Raw genomic sequence first — 22763 nt, forward strand, 5'->3', positions numbered from 1 at the left:
GAATCAGCCTTCTATTTCGCTAAGTTCCAACCAACGCATTGTCTTTTCGTCAATCATATCATTGACTTCGGGCAAACGTTTTGACTTTTCAGTCAATTCGTCAACGGAAAGTGTGCCGCTACAAAGAAGTTCCTCAATTTGTGTTTTTTCAGCTTCCAGTTCGGCGATTTCTTTTTCCAGTTGCTCGAATTCACGCTTTTCTTTAAAGCTCATCTTACGCTTGTCGTTCAGACGGACACGGGCGGTCTTTTCTTCCTGCGGCTTCTCTGCTTCTTTCTCTTTTTGTTCCTTTGCTTCTTTCCAGTTACGATAATCACTATAATTTCCGGGGAAGTCACGAATATCTCCCTGTCCGTTGAATACCATCAGGTGATCTACTACTTTATCCATAAAGTAACGGTCATGGGAAACGACAATCACACAGCCTTTGAAGTTTTGGAGATATTCTTCGAGCACATTCAGCGTGATAATATCGAGGTCATTGGTAGGCTCATCCAATACCAGGAAGTTAGGATTACGCATCAGGATGGTACAAAGGTAAAGACGGCGACGTTCTCCCCCACTCAATTTATAGACATAACTATGCTGGGTTTCAGGAGTAAACAGGAAATGCTGCAGAAATTGAGAAGCAGTCAGCTTCTTTCCATTGCCCAATTCGATGACTTCGGCAATATCCTGTATCACATCAATTACTTTCATCTGTTCGTCAAACTGAAGTCCGTCCTGCGAATAATAACCGAAACGAACTGTTTCGCCAATATCCACTGTTCCGCTATCAGGCTTGACTTGTCCCATCAATATCTTGATAAAAGTAGATTTTCCGGTTCCGTTATTTCCTACAATTCCCATCTTCTCATAACGAGAGAAGATATAAGAGAAATCATCCAGAATCTTCAGATCTCCGAAACTCTTGAAAAGATGGTCGGCTTCGAATATCTTGCTTCCGATATACGATGCTTTCACTTCCAGCTTTACATTATCAGTATTAAAACGCTGCTTCGCAACCTTTTCCAATTCGTAGAAAGCATCTTCCCGGTAACGAGCCTTATGTCCGCGTGCCTGCGGCATCCGGCGCATCCAGTCGAGTTCTGTACGATACAGATTATTGGCACGCTCTATTTCCACGCTCTTAGATTCAATACGTTCCTGACGCTTTTCGAGATAATAGCTGTAGTTACCTTTATATTGGTAGATTTGTTGATTGTCTATTTCGATAATCTCGGAGCAAACACGATCAAGGAAGTAACGGTCGTGAGTCACCATCAGCAGGCTAAGGTTGGTACGACGCAGGTAATCTTCCAACCATTCGGTCATATCCAAGTCCAGATGGTTGGTCGGCTCATCAAGGATTAACAGATCCGGTTCGGTAATCAAAGCGTTTGCCAAAGCAACACGCTTCAGCTGTCCGCCGGACAGTTGCTTCACTTTCTGATCGAAATTACGGATTTTAAGTTGTGAAAGGATTTGCTTGGCTTTCTGTTCATACTCCCAAGCTTTCTCCTGATCCATACGTGCCAAGAGGTTTTCCAATCCCGGATGACCTTCGGTTTCCATGCAGCGTTCGTACTCCTTTATCAATTCCACCGTGCTGTTACCATGATGGAAACAGGCTTCGAGCACTGTCAGTTCTTCGGGATATTGCGGATCCTGTTCCAGGTAATCCACCCGAAGATCACGACGAAAAACAATATTACCGCTATCATAACCTTCCTTTCCGGCAATGATATTCAGTAAGGTAGTCTTTCCACTACCGTTCTTTGCTATTAATCCTACCCGCTGACCTTCGGCAATGCCCAAAGATACATTTTCAAAAAGAACCAAGTCACCGAAAGACTTGGTCAGGTTATCTATCTGTAAATAAGGTACTGCCATTTTAATCCAAACACTTCTTATATTCTTCTATTACATTGCAAGGCTCTCCCGCCTTTACTTTACTCCAAACGAGCTTCATCGGGTCGATGGTCCGATCTTTATATTGGAGAACAGGAGCTTCCCGGTTGCCGTCAATCAACGTTTTCCATTCCATGCCATCCACTTCATTTGCCAGAATTGCACAAACAGTGATACCAATAGCCAACCATTCCTCTTTCTTTTTCAAACCAATCTTACCGCTGTCAATCACTTGTTGAAGTTTCTCCAAGTCCTCTTCTATTCCTTGAAAATCCTTTTTCAGTTCCTGCTTCACAGTAGATACCACCCATTCATATCCCTCATTAATCAAATAAATTTCAGAAAGACGTACAGGAATCAATTCAGCAGGATACTTCTGCCCTTCTTTACGTACCTCCAAAGTAGCGATTACATCTTCCGCCTCCTTCACAACTCCACCTTTAGGCACGGTGAAAGAACATTCAAAAGCAATATCGTCAACGCCTGTAATCCACAAATGGGAAGTATAATAAGTTCCCTCCTCCTGAAACATTTCTTTACTATACGCACATTCCCACGTTCCGACTTTCACCAATGAAGCCGAATCGTTCTCTTTCAGTTCCTGCCGGATGGCATCTTTGCCATAACCGGCTTTTCCTTTAAATGCGGATATACGAAAATTCCCCGTCCATACATCGGGATTATAGAAAAGAAAAGAGCCTTCGCCATCTTCAAACTCATTCCAGTCTGATGGATAGTTCATAGAAAACCATGCTCCGGGAGAGATAAATTTCTTGCCTTGCATCCTTTTACTTTAAATGATTACTTGGCAAAAATACAAAAAAAAGTAATTAGTGGTTAGTGATTAGTGATTAATTCCATTCGGAAAGAAAGTGCTAACCACTAGCCGTTAATCACTAAATCACTAAACGTTAATCACTAAATCTACTTTCCTATTGGCTGTATTTTCCTCCGCACATCTTTAGAAATCTCCAGAAACATATAATTCAATTTCCCGGAATGAATACCTTCTTCGTTCTCCTTATACTTCTTATTAGCATATTGCTTCGATTTCTCGAAAGTCAATAGCGACATTTCATTCTGCGACTTGCCTACCATTGTGGAGTCCAGCTGTTCATCCGGGAAAAAGTCATCCAGATCGACATCACCAATCATTGTTGTTTCCAGGAAGTTCTTATCAGTATGTGAATTATCGGTATAATACCCCACAAACATGTGTCCCGGCGTACGTACCAGAATAGGATCGATATTTATAGCCCGAAGCAGTGATGCAAACAGTACGCTACCGTCCACACAATTAATCTGCGAAGATTCCAGTGCATCATCAAACGTACGAACCCGCTGCGAGAAAACAACATTGCTCGAAAGGCTGGTGTTGGAAACAGAACTGTAACGGAATTTGCGTTTCTGCAATATATTCCAGAGAGCATACACCTGCTTGTCCACCGCCCCTTTAGCCTTACTCTGATAGCCTAAGAAGCGATTGACAATACGAGTATTCAGTGCTTCGCGAAGCAACTGGTCAATCATCGGATTCTCTTCATTGACATAGGCAGCAAAGAAAATACTTGTATCATGGAATTTGGTTCCATTCGATACATACCCCAACAGACATTCATTGATACTGCGCACAGAGAATGTACGCACCCGTTGCCCCAGATCTTTTCCATTCATCTCGACAGTAATAGCCACACTTACCGGTTCTGCCTGCACCTCATTTTTCAGAGCTTCATAGTTCCAGATGATATCAGGATAAATCGTATATTCCGTTCGAGGCTTGTTTAGTACAAATTCCGACACCGAACGGGAGAAAAAAGGCGTTTCAGCCACTTCAATCCGTACCCGGCTATAGGCTGTCTTCGACTTCACCCGAACAGCAATACACGATTTCGGATTCCCCAAATAATTAGAATCCGACGGAACAATCACCTGCACATCAGTAGTGGCAACAGACAAAATCGCTGACGGAAATATATTCCCGCCCAGATCATCCACAATCTCAAAACCGGAATTGAATGAAGTATATTTAAACACAGACATACCGCCAAGGAGAATTAACAGTACCACCACCGATCCTATTATTTCTTTCCGATGCCGTTTTAAGTCAATTTTTATCATTATTTGTAGTTTCTATAATCAAACGTTTCTATTGTATCTCGCTAACAAAGATAACAAATAGTGAGCGGTTTTTCCTCTTACAATCAACAAAAACTTCCATATTCCTCATCAATTCTCGGAATTCCCGGAATGTAACACGATTGTAACGTCCGTTTCATCTGCCCGTAACAAAGTCTCCTCATCTTTGCAAAGGATAAAATAAAAACGTAACTTTGTCATATCACATTAATACATACATCTTATGAACGATTACCGTATTCTAGTTGTCGACGATGAAGAAGACCTCTGTGAGATTCTGAAATTCAATCTTGAAAACGAAGGTTATGAAGTTGATACTGCAAACTCTGCTGAAGAAGCAATGAAGATGGACATCAGCAGCTATCACTTGATTCTCCTCGATGTGATGATGGGAGAAATCTCCGGATTCAAAATGGCGAACATCCTGAAAAAAGACAAGAAAACAGCTAAAGTGCCTATTATCTTTATCACAGCAAAAGATACCGAAAACGATACTGTGACCGGATTCAACCTGGGAGCAGACGATTATATTTCAAAACCTTTCTCGCTGCGTGAAGTCATCGCCCGTGTGAAAGCCGTATTAAGACGCACAGTAACAACGGAAACGGAAAGAGTCCCCGAACGTCTTACTTATCAGTCGCTCGTTATTGACATCACAAAGAAAAAAGTAAGTATCGACGATGAAGAAGTGCCATTGACCAAAAAAGAATTTGAGATCTTGCTTCTGCTGGTACAGAATAAAGGACGTGTATTTTCCCGTGAAGACATCCTGGCCCGCATCTGGAGTGACGAAGTGTACGTGCTCGACCGTACTATCGACGTAAACATCACCCGTCTACGTAAAAAGATTGGGGTATACGGCAAATGCATTGTCACCCGTCTCGGATATGGATACTGTTTTGAAGCTGAATAAATAATTATGCCGAATTAAATAGTTATTATGAACCTGCCTGTAACTCAAAAGCATTTTCTTTCTTTTAGCCGAAAACTTTTCCTTTCGGTTATTTCACTATTCCTGGTATTTGCCATTTGTTTTATTGCGTACCAGTATCAACGTGAACGGGAATATAAAATAGAACTGCTAAACACCAAACTGCAAGATTACAATAGCAGGCTCTACGAACAACTGGAGAATCAACCTCTTGACAGTGAAATCATCGACGGTTATATCAATAACCATATCCTGGAAGACTTGCGTGTAACCCTTATTGATGCTCAAGGAAATGTTGTTTACGACAGCTATCCAAGTCATAATAACCAGATGGAGAACCACCTGAACCGTCCGGAAGTACAGAAAGCCATAAAACATGGCAACGGATATGATGTACGCCGTACTTCCGAGACAACCGGAGTTCCCTATTTCTATTCGGCCACTCATTATAAAGATTATATTGTCCGTTCGGCTTTACCTTACAATGTCAGCCTCATCAACAACCTGCAAGCAGACCCGCACTATTTATGGTTTACCGTAATCGTGACCTTATTATTAATGATTATCTTCTACAAATTCACCAACAAACTGGGGACTTCCATCAGCCAGCTCCGTGAATTTGCGATGCGCGCCGACCGGAACGAGCCTATCGAAATGGCTATGCAATCCGCCTTCCCGCACAACGAACTGGGAGAAATATCACAGCACATCATTCAAATCTACAAACGACTGCACGAAACCAAAGAAGCTCTCTACATTGAACGTGAAAAGCTAATCACCCACCTTCAAATCTCACACGAAGGACTAGGTATATTTACTAAAGACAAAAAAGAGATTCTTGTCAACAATCTTTTCACCCAATACAGCAACCTGATTTCAGACTCCAACCTGGAAACAACAGAAGAAGTCTTTGCCATCAGCGAACTGCAAGAGATCATTCATTTTATCAATAAGAATCAGCAAGAACGTTCGAGAGGAAAAGGTGAAAAACGAATGTCTGTCACCATCAATAAGAATGGACGGACATTTATCGTAGAATGTATCATCTTCCAGGATGCCAGCTTCGAGATTTCCATCAACGACGTTACCCAGGAAGAAGAACAGGTTAGACTCAAACGCCAACTGACCCAGAATATCGCCCATGAGTTGAAAACTCCCGTCAGCAGTATCCAAGGGTATTTGGAAACCATTGTCAGCAATGAAAATATTCCACGCGAGAAGATCAACGTATTCCTCGAACGTTGTTATGCACAAAGCAACCGTTTAAGTCGGTTATTACGCGACATCTCCGTACTCACCCGCATGGATGAAGCCGCCAACATGATCGACATGGAACGGGTAGACATCAGTGTGTTGGTAGGTAACATCATCAACGAAGTATCGTTGGAGCTTGACGAAAAACATATTACAGTCGTCAACTCCTTAAAGAAGAGTATACAAATCAAAGGAAATTACTCACTACTTTATTCCATCTTCCGTAATCTAATGGACAATGCCATCGCATACGCCGGAAGTAATATCCAGATCAATATCAACTGTTTCCGTGAAGATGAGAATTTCTACTATTTCAGCTTTGCCGACACAGGTATTGGAGTATCTCCCGAACATCTGAATCGTCTCTTCGAACGTTTCTACCGGGTAGACAAAGGTCGTTCACGGAAAGTAGGTGGAACAGGACTGGGATTAGCTATTGTGAAGAACGCCGTCATCATCCACGGTGGCAGCATCTCCGCCAAGAACAATCAGGGAGGCGGGCTGGAATTTGTATTTACATTGGCAAAGGAGAAGTAAAATCAGGAGTTACCTGCAAAACTTGTCTAATCAAAAAAACTAACAGAAGAGAACGCAGCAAAATAAAAGGAAGAAAAATTCTTTGAATAAAGTAGAAAGGACATTATCTTTGTCACCAATGTAATCTACATAAATTCAATGTAATAATTGTTAGTTATGAAAACAAACATCCATATTCTTCCAGCTATATGCATCCTTTGCTTTTGTGCCTGCAAAAGCGGCAACGCTTCCAGTCTGAACAAAAATGATGTAATACAAGACACCATTAAAACCTTTACATTGCCTGCCATCCCCCCAATGATGACAGCCCCGGAACAACGGGCAGACTTTCTGGTAAAACACTATTGGGATAACGTCAACTTCGCCGACACTAATTACATCCACCACCCCGAAGTGACCGAACAAGCTTGGGCGGATTATTGTGACATACTGAATCACGTCCCGTTGGAAACTGCACAAGAAGCCATGCGGAAAACAATCGAACAAACGAATGTAGACAAAAAAGTATTCACCTACATCACCGACCTGGCGGATAAATATTTATACGACCCCAACTCCCCCATGCGTAACGAAGAATTCTATATTCCCGTATTAGACGCCATGTTAGCTTCTCCCTTGTTAGAGGAAATTGAGAAAGTACGTCCTAAAGCCCGCCGGGAATTAGCACAGAAAAACCGTATCGGAACCAAAGCCCTGAACTTCAGCTACACATTAGCTTCCGGCGCACAAGGCTCCCTCTATCAACAGCAAGCCGACTATATCCTCCTATTCATCAACAACCCCGGCTGTCATGCCTGCACAGAAACAATAGATGCCCTGAAAAACGCACCTATCATCAACCGACTTTTGGGACAAAAGAAACTAACAGTCCTCTCTATCTACCCTGACGAAGAGTTGGACGAATGGAGAAAACACCTGAATGAATTCCCCAAAGAATGGATCAACGGATACGACAAGAAATTTGCCATCAAAGAACAACAACTATATGATTTGAAGGCTATTCCTACCCTCTACCTTTTAAACAAGGAAAAGATCGTGCTCCTAAAAGACGCCACCGCACAAGCTATCGAAGAATACCTAACTAATATTGAATTAAAGTAAAAACGGTGCAGAAATGAACTAATTCATTTCTGCACTGATTGTAATTATTCCCTTTATGTGCTATAATTATTCCGGAGTTATACTAAATATAATCACTCCGGATACATATATTTATTCGTCGGACTATAGTCCGACGCAAAGTTAACTATAGTCTTTCTTTCGAAGCACTATAGTCCAACGAAAGAGAGACTATAGTTCGACGAATTAATATATGCATATCGAGATATTATTTTCTACAGAATTGGAATGTAAATTTAGTACTTGAATTCCTTGTCTAAAACATTTGATTCATATCGGTGCAGTAAGGAACAAAATAGGTGGATGCCGCTGCATCCACCTATAAGAAACTACCAATTATGTTTCAATAAATCTGTTTCATACGTCCAACGTTGGACATAGACAAAGATACTTTTTAAAAGCTAATCTTATGTCAAACAAATAAAAAAAGGCGGGCAACTCAATACCCGCCTCTAAAATCCGCTAATTTGGTAAATTTTGTAATAAGTGGCAGTCTCATTTACAAAAATACAAAAAATATCGAAGAAAACAAGTAAGAAGCAACAAATAATCGGTCCTTGCACGACTCCTCCAATCTCGTTCTTTTTGGTTCTTTTTCTTTCGTATCAAGACGAAAGAAAAAGAACATCCCCCAACTTGGAAAAAACAAATAAACTCCCTATCTTTGTCGCGCATTGGTTTGCGACTCCCATGCGGGGGAAGCAATTAAAAGGGAATCAGGTGTAAATCCTGAACAGTCCCGCTGCTGTAAGTTCCATGCATGTTACAAGCAATTCACTCATTGCCACTGGAGACTAATCTGGGAAGGCGTTTGTAACAGGAATAAGTCAGAAGACCTACCATGCAATTATGTTTCACTGCTTTCGAGGAAAAAGCGTTGAGTCTAATGAACCGGACAAGTCGTCTATCATTTCATTCATCACTCTAATTCAGAGAAAGTGTGTTAAAACGAATAAACTCTGCCAAGTTTATTTATGCGTGTCCGGTCGAAGGGATTTCGCCCGGACACTTTTAAATAGCAACAGACAGAAAAAGAACTAAATGAAAGAGAGAACATTTAAGAAAATGATCTTTGCAGTATTCTGCTGCCAATTCTTATCCATACCACTTTTTGCACAACAGCAAAAGGTAGATACGACACATACATATTCTATTCCTGAAGTAACTGTATCAGATATCTATCAGACTCGCGAAGTACGTTCTACCGCTCCCCTGCAAGTATTCTCCAAAGACGCTCTGAAAAACCTGCACGCCCTGCAAGTATCCGACGCAGTGAAACACTTTGCCGGAGTGACCGTAAAAGACTACGGAGGTATTGGCGGACTAAAAACTGTATCCATACGAAGCTTGGGAGCACAACATACCGCTGTTGGCTATGACGGAATAGCCCTAACCGATTGCCAAACGGGACAAATCGACATCGGGCGTTTCTCACTCGATAACGTTGACCAACTCTCTTTAAGCAATGGTCAAAGCGACAACATTTTCCAGCCCGCCCGCTTCTTTGCAGCAGCAGGTATACTGAATATACAAACCCTCACTCCCCGATTTGAGAAAGAAAAAACAACCAATATAAGTGCATCTTTCAAAACCGGTTCATGGGGGCTGGTCAATCCCTCCATACTATTAGAACAACAATTAAACTCCAAATGGACGGTATCAGCCAATGGTGAATGGATGTCTTCCGATGGACATTATCCATATACCCTACACTATGGAGATGCAAAAGAAGATCTGACCTCTCGTGAAAAGCGAAAGAATACAGATGTGCAGACTTTTCGTGCTGAAGCGGGACTTTATGGCATTTTTTCAGATAAAGAGCAATACCGACTTAAAGCATACTATTTTCAGTCGTCCAGAGGATTACCCAAAGCCACCACTCTTTACAATGACCATTCTCTACAACAATTGTGGGATAAAAATACATTTGTGCAAAGCCAATACAAAAAAGAATTCAGCCGCCAATGGGTATTCCAATCTTCTGCCAAATGGAACTGGAGTTATCAGCGTTATTTGGACCCAGACACTCCAAATTCTAAAGGTAAGACAGAAAACAGTTATTATCAACAAGAGTATTACCTCTCTGCTTCTGTCCTCTACCGGATGTTGGACAATCTTTCATTCTCTCTTTCTACAGATGGAAGCATCAATACAATGAATGCTAATCTTAATGAGTTTGCACAACCTACACGTTATTCATGGTTGACAGCTCTTGCGGGGAAGTACATGAATGATTGGCTAACAATCTCCGCATCAGCTTTAGCAACAATTATAAACGAGGATGTAAAAGAAGGGGGTAGTGCCGGCAACCATCGTAAATTAACACCGTATATAAGTGCTTCATTCAAACCATTTTATCACGAAGAATTCCGTATTCGCTTCTTTTATAAAGACATTTTCCGTTTACCTAGTTTCAATGATTTATATTATCAGGAAGTGGGAAACACTAAATTAAGACCGGAAAACGCACGACAATATAACGTAGGTCTGACATATAGCAAAAACGTATGTCCGTTCTTACCTTATTTATCTGCTACAATCGATGCATATTACAACAAGGTGACAGATAAAATCATCGCCTACCCAACTAAGAATCTTGCCGTATGGAGTATGAGAAATTTGGGTGAGGTTGAAATCAAAGGAATTGACGCCACAGGTAGTTTATCTCTTCAGCCCTGGGAAAGAATCCGTATTAATCTCTCCGGTAATTATACCTACCAACAAGCTTTGGATATAACTAATTCTGACCCCACTACCGAAGCAGGGAGGACTTACAAACATCAGATAGCTTATACTCCCCGTGTATCCGGTTCAGGACAAGCCGGTATCGAAACACCGTGGATCAATTTTTCGTATTCATTCCTCTTCTCCGGGAAACGGTATGTGCAGAATGAAAATATAGCCGAGAATAGTATGGAGGGTTATAGCGATCATAGTATTTCAATAAGTCGCAGTTTTCACATTCTAAAAACTCATACTTCAGTCAGCGTAGAAGTACTAAACATAGCCAACAAAAACTATGAGATTGTGAAAAACTTCCCCATGCCAGGGCGCTCCGTCAGAGCAACTTTAAATATTAAATATTAAGAATAAAAGCAGGTAAATTATGAATATAAGAACAAAAATATTATATATATGTCAGACACTATTTTGCGCATTCCTGCCACTCTTCGTAGCCTGCGATGACTTAGAAGACAAGCCGACTTCAACAACCATAGATGGTAATATTACAGAAACCGGAACAGCCGAAATATACATATTAAGTGAAGGTTTGTTCAACTTGAACAATAGTTCATTAGCTAAATATTCATTCAAAAGCAACAAACTAGTCAAAAACTATTTTAAAGACTTGAATAAGCGTGGGTTAGGTGATACAGCCAACGACATTGCACTCTACGGAAGTAAATTGTATATTGTAGTGAATGTATCGAGTACCATTGAAGTGATTGACTTCCAAACAGGTATATCGATCAAACAAATCCCTATGTTTACAGATAATGGAAGTTCCAGACAACCACGCCATATCGCTTTCTATGAAAACAAAGCATATGTATGTTCGTTTGATGGAACAGTAGCACGTATTGATACGACTTCGCTGCAAATAGAAAGTTTCACAAAAGCCGGAAGAAATCCGGAAAACATTTGTGTGAAGAATAAGAAATTGTATGTCTCCAACTCTGGAGGATTAGACTATTCGGAAGGATTAGGGGTAGATAATACAGTCTCCGTTATCGACATCGCATCTTTCACCGAAATAAAAAAGATAGAAGTTGGTCCTAACCCCGGCTGTATTTTACCAGGACCAGACGAAGCGGTCTATGTGGCAACTTATGGAAGCAATATTGCAGACGGAGATTTTAACTTTGTGAAGATTAATAGCCAGACGGACGAAGTAGAACGCATTTATAACGAAAAAGTGATGAACTTTGCCATCGATAATAACAACATAGCTTATCTATATAATTATAATTACAATACCGAAGCATCGTCTATCAAAGTACTAAACTTAAGAACCGGAGAGACGATACGGGAGAATTTCATCACAGATGGAACTAAGATTAGTACTCCATATAGCATTAATGTCAACCCTTATAGTGGTAATGTGTATATCACAGAAGCATATAGCTATACGATAACCGGAGATGTATTATGTTTCAATACAAACGGTCAACTATTATTCAGATTAAACCGTATCGGTCTCAATCCCAACAATGTCATATTTAGCCAAAAAGCATCGACTGGTGATAGTGACGGAGAAGAATCCGACCCGAATGCCCCCTCTGCTTTTGCCAATAAAGTATTGGACTACAATCCGGCTCCCAGTCAATATATGAATACTGTTACCACAGCTTATAAAGAGAATTATACCGCTGAAGAGGTTAGAAAATATGCAGAAGAACAATTGAAAGATACCGATCTATGCTTGATTAGTCTTGGAGCATATGGTGGCTATATCACAGTAGGATTCGATCATACCGTTCCTAATGTCCCGGGTGAATACGATCTTAAGATATATGGTAACGCATACTATGATATGTTCGGAACATTGACCGGTGCTCTCGGGGGAAGCTCTGAACCAGGTATTGTATTAGTGTCCAAAGACACTAATGGAAATGGATTAGCAGATGATGAATGGTATGAACTGGCAGGAAGTGAATATAACTCTCCTGCTACGACCAAAAATTATACAATCACATATTATCGCCCATCCTCTCCGAAAGAAGATGTTAAGTGGACTGACAATAAAGGTAATGAAGGATATGTATATCGGAATGATTACCATACAACAAATTCTTATTACCCAGCATGGATAAAGGAAGATCAAATCACATTCCATGGAAGTCGTCTGAAAGATAATACAGTGAATGAACCGCGTGAAAATATGCCCGAACATTGGGTGGGTTATTGTTATGCCTGGGGATATGCCGATAATCATCCAAATGGAGAAGAACAATGTAAATTCAAAATAGACTGGGCAGTAGATAAGAACGGAAATCCTGTCGTATTAGATGGAATCGATTTTGTAAGAATCTATACAGCAGTCAACCAAAGTAGTGGATGGATGGGAGAAATCTCCACAGAGCTACAGGCCGTTGAAGATTTACATTTCAAGAAATAGAAAGACAATAAACTATATATAATTTATTAATTTAAGAAAAATGAAGAAAATGAAATTCTTAATCAGCCAACTTTATCTGTTGGCATTATTCGCACTGCCATTTGTTTCAACATCATGTAGTGATGACGATGACAATAGCACAAAAATAGAAATTACCAGTTTAGGTGTAGAAGATGGAACTACTATAGTAACAGGACAAATTATTCAACTTGAAGCTCAATTAAGTAACCCACAAGGAGAAGTTCATTACTCATGGTCAACAGCTGGAAAGGAAGTCTCTACCCAAAGCACTTATACTTTTCAAAGTGATGTCACAGGAACTCACACGATAACGCTAACTGTAACAGCCAACAATGAAGCGCAGGAAAAAAGTATTAATATAATAGTCGTTAAACCACCATTCTATGTTATTAATGAAGGTCAAGGCAAAGGTTCTGTTAATAGATACAAACAGGAACAATGGCAATATAATATAGTAGAAGGACTAGGAGTAACTTCAACTGTAGGTATTATCAATAACGGTTACATGTACATCGTTAGTAAAAAAAGTCCTTTCCTTGTTAAAATGAATTTGGAAAATAACCAAGTTGTAAATAAGATAGAAGCCGGGTTGGACCAAAATGCACAAGGACAAAACTTTTGCATTGTTAACAATGAAACTGGTATTCTTACAACTAGTAATGGAGCATTCAAAGTTAATTTAAAGCAATTGACATTAGGTGAAAAGTTATCAGGTTTAGATGCAGTTAGTAGCGATAACGAAGATGTATATAAAACAGACAAATACATATTCATTAGCAGCAAAAACACAATTAAAGTATATAATACCAATGATCTTTCCTTTAAACAAGACATAGCCTACCAAATAAAAACAGGATTCGCCCAAACCAAGGATGGTACATTATGGGCCGCAAATGGTAACAAATTAATTAAAATCAATGTAGAGACATTAGATCATGAAGAAGTTGAATTACCTAACGGACTAAGTGTTTTTTATAACCAGTGGGCCTATACTCCTACAGGATTATGTGCATCTATAACAGAGAATGCATTATATTTAGTACAAATGGTTGAAGAAGGTTACAGTGTATATGGTAAGAACATTTATAAATATAATGTAGAAACAAAAAATGCTACCCTATTCTTCTCTGCTCCTGCTGCTGATAAATCGGTATATGGAGCAGGTGTTCAAGTCGATCCCAGAAATGGAGATGTATACATTATCTATACAGAAGACGGATGGTCGACACATTATTTAAATACTAATATTTACATAGCAAATGGAGTCACTGGTACTCAGAAAGAAGTAATTGATTATACTGGAACTTATTGGTTCCCATCGACTATAGCCTTTCAATAAACATAGTACTACATTAGAAATTATCCTATAATTTTAAAGAGTCAGATATTCCCAATGGAAGTCTGACTCTTTTCATTTCTCCATCCACTATATTTTGATTTCCTACTATTTCACAAAGAGGCATCCGCATCAGCCACAACTTACAAAAAGTCATCATATATTTGTTAATCACGCAGATTTTAGCTACATTCGTCGATCTAAACTATAAATCTACAACAATGGAATTACCTTTTGCTGAATCATGGAAAATCAAGATGGTAGAACCCATCCGGAAAAGCACACGTGAAGAGCGTGAGCAATGGATTAAAGAAGCACATTATAATGTCTTTCAGCTCAAATCAGAACAAGTTTATATAGATCTCATCACCGACTCGGGAACCGGAGCGATGAGTGACCGCCAATGGGCGGAAATGATGCTAGGTGATGAAAGCTATGCCGGAGCAACCTCATTCTTCAAGTTGAAAGAGATGATTACGAAACTAACAGGATTTGAATACATCATACCAACCCATCAGGGACGTGCCGCTGAAAATGTTCTTTTCTCTTATTTGGTACATGAAGGAGACATTGTGCCCGGCAACTCACATTTTGACACCACCAAAGGGCACATCGAGGGACGTCATGCCATCGCATTAGACTGCACCATCGATGCAGCCAAACAAACCCAACTAGAAATACCGTTTAAAGGAAATGTAGACCCTGATAAATTACAGAAAGCCCTCACAGAATACGCTGAACGGATTCCTTTTATCATCGTCACCATCACCAACAATACAGCCGGAGGACAACCCGTCTCCATGCAAAACCTGTACGAAGTACGTGCCATCGCCGACAAATATGGCAAACCCGTACTTTTCGACTCTGCACGTTTTGCCGAGAATGCCTACTTCATCAAAATGCGCGAAGAAGGTTACCGAGACAAAACTATCAAAGAAATCACACGGGAAATGTTCTCTCTTGCCGATGGCATGACAATGAGCGCCAAGAAAGACGGAATCGTCAATATGGGCGGATTTATTGCCACGCGGCGTGCAGACTGGTATGAAGGTGCAAAAGGCTTCTGTGTACAATACGAAGGCTATCTTACCTACGGAGGCATGAATGGACGGGATATGAACGCCCTCGCCATCGGACTGGACGAAAACACCGAATTCGACAACCTCGAAACACGTATCAAACAAGTGGAATACCTGGCAAAGAAACTGGATGAATACGGAATCCCTTACCAACGTCCGGCCGGAGGACACGCCATCTTCATTGATGCGCCTAAAGTGCTGACACATGTTCCTCAAGAAGAATTCCCGGCGCAGACGCTAACCGTAGAGCTCTACCTGGAAGCCGGTATCCGTGGATGCGAAATCGGTTATATCCTTGCCGACCGTGATCCGGTGACCCATGAAAATCGCTTTAACGGCCTTGACCTACTTCGCCTCGCAATCCCCCGCAGAGTATATACCGACAATCACATGAATGTAATAGCTGCCGCCCTCAAAAATGTATATGAACGCAGAGAAAGCATCACTCATGGAGTACGTATCGCCTGGGAAGCTCCCTTAATGAGACACTTCACAGTTCAATTGGAAAGATTATAAACTTGGAGAATATTTGTTCGCGTAAAACAAAAGTGTTCCCCAAGTGTTTATATTATAATCGAACTTAATACGTAAAAATTATGGCAGAAGATTATAAATTAATAGACAACGAAGAAAAACATCGGTATGAGTTTCAGATCGATGGCAAAATAGCTGAAATAGACTATATCAAATCAAACAATGGAGAAATATACCTTGTACATACCGAAGTACCCGCCTCATTAGGCGGCAAGGGAGTAGGTTCACAACTTGCGGAAAAAGCATTGGCAGACATCGAGCGACAAGGTCTACGCCTGGTACCGCTTTGCCCGTTTGTAGCCGGATATATTCACAAACATCCGGAATGGAAGCGAATTGTAATGCGTGGTATTCATATTAAATAAATACATATATGGGAAAAAAAATTGAATATACCAATGGTGAACTGACCATTGTATGGCAGCCTGAATTATGTCAGCATGCCGGAATATGTGTAAAGATGCTACCTAATGTTTATCATCCCAAAGAAAGACCCTGGGTACAAATCGAAAATGCGATAACAGAAGAATTAATTGCACAAATCAGCAAATGTCCGTCAGGAGCATTGAGCTATCGACTTAATAAAAAAGAGAAATAACCCAATAGTGAAAGACTTCGCTTGAAAGGCTTTGAATTCATAAAAATGAGATTGCTTCAAAATAAAAAAATGAGGCAGTCTCATTTTTCATTTTAGAAAGACACGACATTCGGACCATGATAACACACCGAGAAAAGAGCTTCACATACTTCTTCGTCCGTTCAATTCAATGTCCACGTCAATACAAAGTCCGGACAAATACGATAACCGACAGAATAAAGTTCTTGCTGCTCCGTAGCCAACTCCTGAACCTGAAACATCCCCTCCCCTTGAGGAATAAAATGCGTCAGCCGGAGTTTACGAAGATCAGCATCCGCATTTTCCATCCGCTTGAAAACAGCTTCCTTTGCCGACCAATGCAATAGCAGCCCCCAGGTTATATCTCCCTGATAAGATTCTACTTGCTCGTCAGGACGGACATAGCGGTCGGATACCTTGTGAACCCGTTGGGCATATTGCTCAATGTCAATGCCTACCGGAACCGAAGAAGCAAGCATCACTGCCACATAACCTTTCGTATGAGAAATACTGATAAAAGAAGAATGATCTGTGAGATAAGGTTTCCCCTCGGGAGAATAACCAATTTCCTTGTCTTCCTGCAACATGGAATACAACAGAACACGAACCGACAACCATTCCATCTTACGACGTTCGGAGACAAAGCGATTCAATTCCTGCTCACAGAAAGCTCTTCGCGCACCGGGCAAAAGAAGCAATAAAGCATCCAAAGACTCTTCCATCTTCCAGACAGCCCACTGTATACCATTTGTCTTATACTGCAGAAACAACGCCATCTTCCACTTCCTTCGGCAGAATTGTAAACTTAACTTTCAATATACGGCGACTATCCATCTCGAGCACTTCAAACTCATAATTGTGATACGTCACTTTCTCATGCAGCGCCGGGAATTCACCTTTAATTTCGAGCAACATACCTGCCAATGTATCTGCATCTCCCACCACCTTTTCAAATTCGTCTTCGTCTACTTTTGCAATCTTATAGAAATCCGTCAATTGCGTTTTCGCTTCAAATATCCAGGTATGGTCATTCAAAACAACGTATGTACGCTCTTCATCATCGTATTCGTCGTGAATCTCACCTACAATCTCTTCGATAATATCCTCCATCGTTACCAGTCCGGAAGTTCCTCCAAACTCATCCACTACAATAGCAATATGAATCTTATTCGCCTGGAAGTCACGCAGCAAATCATCAATCATCTTCGTCTCCGGCACAAAATAAGCCGGACGAATCAATGACTGCCAACGGAAATTATCCCCCTTATTGACATGAGGCAGAAGGTCTTTAATATACAGCACCCCTTTGATATTGTCCCGTGAACCGGAATAGATAGGAATACGTGAATAAGCATTTTCAATGATACATTGCATCACCTCCTTGAAAGACGTACGAATATCCAAATCGACCATATCCAGGCGTGATGTCATCACCTCCTTCACGGTTTCCCCACCGAAACGGATAATTCCCTCCAGAATATTATTCTCTTCAGAAAGCTCCGCTTTATCCGTCAGTTCCAACGCGTGCGACAGTTCATCCACAGAAATATTGTGACTCTTCTTCACAAAATGCTTATTCAGAAAAGTTGTCGAACGCACAAGCACAGTAGCTATCGGACGGAATACCTTTTCCAGAAAGTAAATTCCCGGTGCCGAAAAACGGCAAAAGGCCAATGTTTTCTGTGCCGAATAAATCTTAGGCATAATTTCACCGAACAACAACAGGAGGAAAGTCAGGATGACGGTCAGTATCAGGAACTCTGCCAACGGAGAATGGAAAACAAACACATTCATAAAGAAGAAATTGCAGAGCATGATAATGGTCACATTCACAAAATTGTTCGTAATCAATATCGTCGCCAAGAGGCGTTCTGAATCACCCAACAGGGCACTTATTTTTTCATCGGAAGGATGATTGTGTTCATCAATATCATTCCGGTCGGAAGGAGTAAGTGAGAAAAAAGCTATTTCGGAAGCCGAAGCAAAGCCGGAAGCAAGCAGGAGCACACCTGCCAGCGCTATGGCAATAATAGCAGAGATAGAAGGAGTGTTTACGGTAATACCGTTGAAAATGTCAGCCAATTGGCTTAAATAACCATCTGAGTCCAAAGAGTTTATATTTTAGTTAAACAAAAGATAATGTGCCAATGAGTTAGAAAAAATCGATTGGCACACTATCACATTATTTAGAACGGCAAATCATCTGCCGGATTATCTTGTACAGGTTGCGCCTGCGACTGCTGCGTTTGTTGCGGCTGGCCGGCAACCGGTTGTTGCTGCTGTCCCATAGCAGGCTGTCCGGAAGCAGAAGCTCCCGCACCCAGGTTAGCTCCTTTCGGAGACAACATTTCCATATTATCCACATAAATTTCGGTGATATAGCGCATAGCACCCGACTGGTCGCTGTAAGAACGCGTTCTTATCTTCCCTTCCAGATACAGTTTGTCACCTTTGTGCACATATTTATCTACAATCTCTGCCAAACGGTTAGATGCAACGATATTATGCCACTCTGTTCTTTCGGGAATCTGGGTTCCATTAGCCAACGTATATCCACGATCCGTCGTAGCCAATGGGAAAGTTGCCACTGCCGAACCTGTATCGAAGTATTTCACCCGAGGATCTTGTCCTACATTTCCTATCAATATCACTCTATTTACTGACATATCTGTATCAAGTTTATGATTCTTAAAATTAAATCTGCTGCCAAAATTAAACAGAATAACAATAGGATGCAAGAATTTTAAGTATTAAAGTTTTAAGTATTAGGTATTAGGTATTAATTAAGTTTTGCACCAGCTTTGAAATAGCGTACTGCTCCAGTTCCTCCACTTTTATTTTCCGGAAGTTACCGAAAGAAGTCAAATTTTCAGATAATGTTACTTCATACAGATTAGCATAAATCACTCGGTGAGACAACACATGCTTCACTTCCCTGCAAACTGAACGCACCACCGGCACTTCCCCCGATGCAAAGAATGCACGGAATTCCGGCAAAGCAAGAAACTCTTCCTCCGAAAGAGCCGTCGGAGTCTCTATCAATGGCAATTCGAACAGATTCTTCCAAATATCATTTCCTGTTCGTTTATTTATAAAGGTATACGCGCCCGCACGTACATAAATATAATTGAAGTAACGGTTGGTAGTCTTTGTTTTATGCTGTTTCACCGGAAGCTTTGTCACTAACCCCTTCGAAAGTGCCGAGCAACCGCCTGCCAAGGGACAAAACAAACAGTTGGACGACTGCGGAGTACACTGAATCGCTCCGAAATCCATTATTCCCTGATTGTAAACAGCCGGATGCTTCTTATCCAACATCTCATCTGCCAATGCTGCAAAAAGTTTCTTTCCTTCCGTCGAATCAATCGGAGTATCTATACCGAAATAACGTGAAAGCACCCGATACACATTACCATCCACCACCGCATAAGGCATACCGTAAGCAAACGAACAGATAGCTGCCGCCGTGTACCCCCCCACTCCTTTCAGAGCCAGCACTTCCGGATATGTTTTCGGGAAAACACCATTCATGCTTTTGGCGGCAGCATGAAGATTGCGGGCACGCGAATAATACCCCAACCCCTGCCAATACTTCATCACCTCGTCCTCATCCGCAGCAGCCAAAGTCTGTACATCGGGAAAACGCTTGATAAAGCGAAGAAAATAATCATACCCCTGCGCCACCCGCGTCTGTTGAAGAATAATCTCCGAAATCCAGATCAGATACGGATCGGCAGACTCCCTCCAGGGCAGTTCACGTTTATTCTCTTCATACCACTCTACAATCGTTTTCGTAAACTCGTTCATATCCTCATTCCTAATGTATTATCTAACATTTATCTTGTATATCCTACTCAAAAGGCACACAAAAGTAACTCTTTTAGCTCTAAGAAAACCCTATGCCACTATTTTTTTAGAAAAATGTGCAGAATATATTTTTTTAGGAGCTTAAAAAGCTATATATTTGCAGTCCAAAAAATTAGCAATAACATAGTAATAATATTTTTTTTAAGGAAAAATGACTAAAGCAGATATTGTAAACGAGATTACAAAGAAAACTGGGATTGATAAGCAGACAGTTCTTACAACAGTTGAGGCATTTATGGATGCAGTAAAGGATTCACTGTCTAACGATGAGAACGTATACCTGCGTGGGTTTGGTAGTTTCGTAGTAAAGAAAAGAGCACAGAAAACTGCTCGTAACATTTCTAAAAACACTACGATCATTATTCCGGAGCACAACATTCCGGCTTTCAAACCGGCTAAGACATTTACAATTTCAGTAAAGAAATAATAAACAAGAGTATTAACCCATAAAATGTGAAGCTATGCCAAGCGGAAAAAAGAAAAAAAGACATAAAATGTCTACGCACAAGCGTAAAAAAAGACTAAGAAAGAACAGACATAAAAGCAAAAAATAATTTTTAAGTCTGGATCACACAGAAATAAAGAACAAACTTGCGAAGCTAATGTCTTTCAAGTTTGTTCTTTGTTTAAGTAGCTAACCCAAAATGAACAATTTGTCAAAAAAGTTGTTCATATAAACGAGATTCAATCAATAATAAGGAAACAAAACAGTGACAAATGAACTAGTAGTTGACGTACAGCCCAAAGAGGTCTCCATCGCCCTTCTCGAAGATAAGAGCCTGGTGGAACTTCAAAGCGAAGGAAGAAATATTTCTTTCTCTGTGGGCAATATGTATTTGGGACGTATCAAGAAATTGATGCCCGGACTGAATGCATGCTTTGTAGACGTCGGTTACGAGAAAGACGCTTTCCTTCATTATCTAGACTTGGGTCCTCAATTTAACTCACTCGAAAAGTTTGTAAAGCAGACTTTAAGCGACAAAAAGAAGCTGACCTCCATCAGCAAAGCAACCCTGCTTCCCGACCTTGACAAGGATGGAACCGTATCCAACACCCTCAAAGTAGGACAAGAAGTAGTGGTGCAAATCGTTAAGGAACCGATCTCCACTAAGGGACCGCGACTGACGTCCGAAATTTCGTTTGCCGGACGCTATCTCGTACTGATCCCTTTCAATGATAAGGTTTCTGTTTCACAAAAAATTAAATCGAGCGAAGAGCGCGCCCGCCTTAAACAACTGCTGATGAGCATCAAGCCTAAAAACTTTGGTGTCATTGTCCGCACGGTAGCCGAAGGCAAACGCGTAGCCGAACTCGACGGAGAGCTTAAAGTTTTGGTTAAGCATTGGGAAGATGCGATGGTAAAAGTACAAAAAGCCACCAAGTACCCGACGTTGATTTATGAAGAAACCAGCCGCGCCGTAGGTTTGTTGCGCGACCTCTTCAACCCATCATTTGAGAATATTCACGTCAACGACGAGGCTGTGTACAATGAAATTAGGGATTACGTATCACTGATTGCGCCCGACCGGGCTAATATCGTGAAACTGTACAAAGGCCAACTTCCCATTTACGACAATTTCGGTATCACCAAGCAGATTAAATCATCGTTTGGTAAAACAGTCTCTTACAAGAGTGGTGCCTATCTGATTATTGAGCACACTGAGGCGCTTCACGTAGTAGACGTGAACAGCGGTAATCGCACCAAGAATGCCAACGGGCAGGAAGGTAACGCACTCGAAGTAAACCTGGGAGCCGCCGACGAGCTGGCCCGCCAACTGCGATTAAGAGACATGGGTGGTATCATTGTCGTGGACTTCATCGATATGAATGAAGCCGAAAACCGTCAGAAGCTTTATGAACGAATGTGTGCCAATATGCAGAAAGACAGGGCACGGCATAATATTCTGCCGCTTAGCAAATTCGGGCTAATGCAGATTACACGCCAACGTGTGCGTCCGGCAATGGACGTCAACACGACCGAAACCTGCCCTACTTGCTTCGGCAAAGGCACTATCAAGTCGTCCATTCTTTTTACGGACACTTTGGAGAGTAAAATTGATTACCTGGTCAATAAACTGAAGGTTAAGAAATTCTCGTTACACGTCCATCCGTATGTTGCCGCTTATATCAATCAGGGACTCGTTTCTCTGAAACGGAAGTGGCAAATGAAATACGGATTCGGTATCAAGATTATTCCAAGTCAAAAACTCGCATTCCTGCAATATGTGTTCTATGATACACATGGAGAGGAAATCGATATGAAGGAAGAAATCGAAATCAAATAGACAAAAGGCGGCTCGTTAGGTACGGGTCGCCTTTTTGTT

General features: G+C 41.0%; 18 protein-coding genes and 1 riboswitch. Of the genes, 11 read left to right on the top strand and 7 right to left on the bottom strand.

All coding sequences use genetic code 11. The features are described from left to right. Positions 1–3: 3 nt before the first annotated feature. The 3 genes from NQ505_RS23220 to NQ505_RS23230 all read right to left on the bottom strand — a co-directional run bounded on the left by NQ505_RS23220 (position 4) and on the right by NQ505_RS23230 (position 4008). Positions 4–1872: an ABC-F family ATP-binding cassette domain-containing protein gene (locus NQ505_RS23220; protein WP_004300627.1), complete on the bottom strand. Its 1869-nt coding sequence runs from the start codon at positions 1870–1872 to the stop codon at positions 4–6. Between the two features lies 1 nt (position 1873). Continuing rightward, positions 1874–2674, bottom strand: coding sequence for a DUF3805 domain-containing protein (locus NQ505_RS23225; RefSeq protein WP_004311244.1), 801 nt, complete (start codon positions 2672–2674; stop codon positions 1874–1876). 140 nt (positions 2675–2814) lie between these two features. Beyond that, complete coding sequence (locus NQ505_RS23230) at positions 2815–4008, bottom strand: hypothetical protein (RefSeq protein WP_004321364.1); 1194 nt, start codon at positions 4006–4008, stop codon at positions 2815–2817. Positions 4009–4249: 241 nt separating this feature from the next. Here NQ505_RS23230 and NQ505_RS23235 point away from each other — a divergent pair, with 241 nt between their 5' ends. The 9 genes from NQ505_RS23235 (at position 4250) to NQ505_RS23275 (ending at position 16554) form a co-directional block, all read left to right on the top strand. After that, the gene (locus tag NQ505_RS23235) at positions 4250–4939 is read left to right on the top strand and encodes a response regulator transcription factor (RefSeq protein WP_004300631.1); all 690 of its coding nucleotides are present in this window, start codon (positions 4250–4252) and stop codon (positions 4937–4939) included. A 27-nt stretch (positions 4940–4966) separates the two neighbouring features. Next, positions 4967–6748, top strand: coding sequence for a sensor histidine kinase (locus NQ505_RS23240; RefSeq protein WP_004321367.1), 1782 nt, complete (start codon positions 4967–4969; stop codon positions 6746–6748). Between the two features lie 156 nt (positions 6749–6904). Beyond that, complete coding sequence (locus NQ505_RS23245; protein WP_008999942.1) at positions 6905–7849, top strand: DUF5106 domain-containing protein; 945 nt, start codon at positions 6905–6907, stop codon at positions 7847–7849. A gap of 676 nt (positions 7850–8525) precedes the next feature. Next, a riboswitch (cobalamin riboswitch) is annotated at positions 8526–8726 on the top strand. Positions 8727–8908: 182 nt separating this feature from the next. Beyond that, positions 8909–10954, top strand: a complete 2046-nt coding sequence (locus NQ505_RS23250; protein WP_008999941.1) for a TonB-dependent receptor plug domain-containing protein — start codon at positions 8909–8911, stop codon at positions 10952–10954. Between the two features lie 19 nt (positions 10955–10973). Then, the gene (locus NQ505_RS23255; protein ID WP_008999940.1) at positions 10974–12986 is read left to right on the top strand and encodes a YncE family protein; all 2013 of its coding nucleotides are present in this window, start codon (positions 10974–10976) and stop codon (positions 12984–12986) included. Positions 12987–13035: 49 nt separating this feature from the next. After that, complete coding sequence (locus NQ505_RS23260; protein ID WP_008999939.1) at positions 13036–14346, top strand: DUF5074 domain-containing protein; 1311 nt, start codon at positions 13036–13038, stop codon at positions 14344–14346. 218 nt (positions 14347–14564) lie between these two features. Further along, positions 14565–15938, top strand: a complete 1374-nt coding sequence (locus tag NQ505_RS23265) for a tryptophanase (protein ID WP_032853692.1) — start codon at positions 14565–14567, stop codon at positions 15936–15938. 80 nt (positions 15939–16018) lie between these two features. Next, the gene (locus NQ505_RS23270) at positions 16019–16321 is read left to right on the top strand and encodes a GNAT family N-acetyltransferase (RefSeq protein ID WP_004300639.1); all 303 of its coding nucleotides are present in this window, start codon (positions 16019–16021) and stop codon (positions 16319–16321) included. A gap of 8 nt (positions 16322–16329) precedes the next feature. Beyond that, complete coding sequence (locus NQ505_RS23275) at positions 16330–16554, top strand: (4Fe-4S)-binding protein (protein ID WP_008999937.1); 225 nt, start codon at positions 16330–16332, stop codon at positions 16552–16554. Positions 16555–16715: 161 nt separating this feature from the next. Here the strand turns inward: NQ505_RS23275 and NQ505_RS23280 are convergent, their stop codons facing one another. From NQ505_RS23280 to mutY, 4 genes are all read right to left on the bottom strand, one after another. Then, positions 16716–17348 (bottom strand): 4'-phosphopantetheinyl transferase family protein, encoded by a 633-nt coding sequence (locus NQ505_RS23280; protein ID WP_008999936.1) that lies wholly within the window; start codon positions 17346–17348, stop codon positions 16716–16718. After that, entirely contained in the window at positions 17326–18681 is a 1356-nt protein-coding gene (locus NQ505_RS23285; RefSeq protein ID WP_008999935.1) for a gliding motility-associated protein GldE, read from the bottom strand. Before NQ505_RS23285 ends, NQ505_RS23280 begins: the two co-directional genes overlap by 23 nt. A 77-nt stretch (positions 18682–18758) precedes the next feature. Beyond that, positions 18759–19238 (bottom strand): single-stranded DNA-binding protein, encoded by a 480-nt coding sequence (locus tag NQ505_RS23290; RefSeq protein ID WP_008999934.1) that lies wholly within the window; start codon positions 19236–19238, stop codon positions 18759–18761. A gap of 106 nt (positions 19239–19344) precedes the next feature. Then, entirely contained in the window at positions 19345–20379 is a 1035-nt protein-coding gene (gene mutY / locus NQ505_RS23295; protein WP_008999933.1) for an A/G-specific adenine glycosylase, read from the bottom strand. 211 nt (positions 20380–20590) lie between these two features. On the opposite strand from mutY, the gene NQ505_RS23300 reads away from it, so the two are divergent. After that, the gene (locus NQ505_RS23300) at positions 20591–20866 is read left to right on the top strand and encodes an HU family DNA-binding protein (RefSeq protein ID WP_004300646.1); all 276 of its coding nucleotides are present in this window, start codon (positions 20591–20593) and stop codon (positions 20864–20866) included. 283 nt (positions 20867–21149) lie between these two features. Continuing rightward, positions 21150–22724 (top strand): ribonuclease E/G, encoded by a 1575-nt coding sequence (locus NQ505_RS23305; protein WP_004304193.1) that lies wholly within the window; start codon positions 21150–21152, stop codon positions 22722–22724. Positions 22725–22763: the final 39 nt, after the last annotated feature.

It is taken from the genome of Bacteroides sp. D2 (assembly GCF_025147085.1).
Lineage (GTDB): Bacteria > Bacteroidota > Bacteroidia > Bacteroidales > Bacteroidaceae > Bacteroides.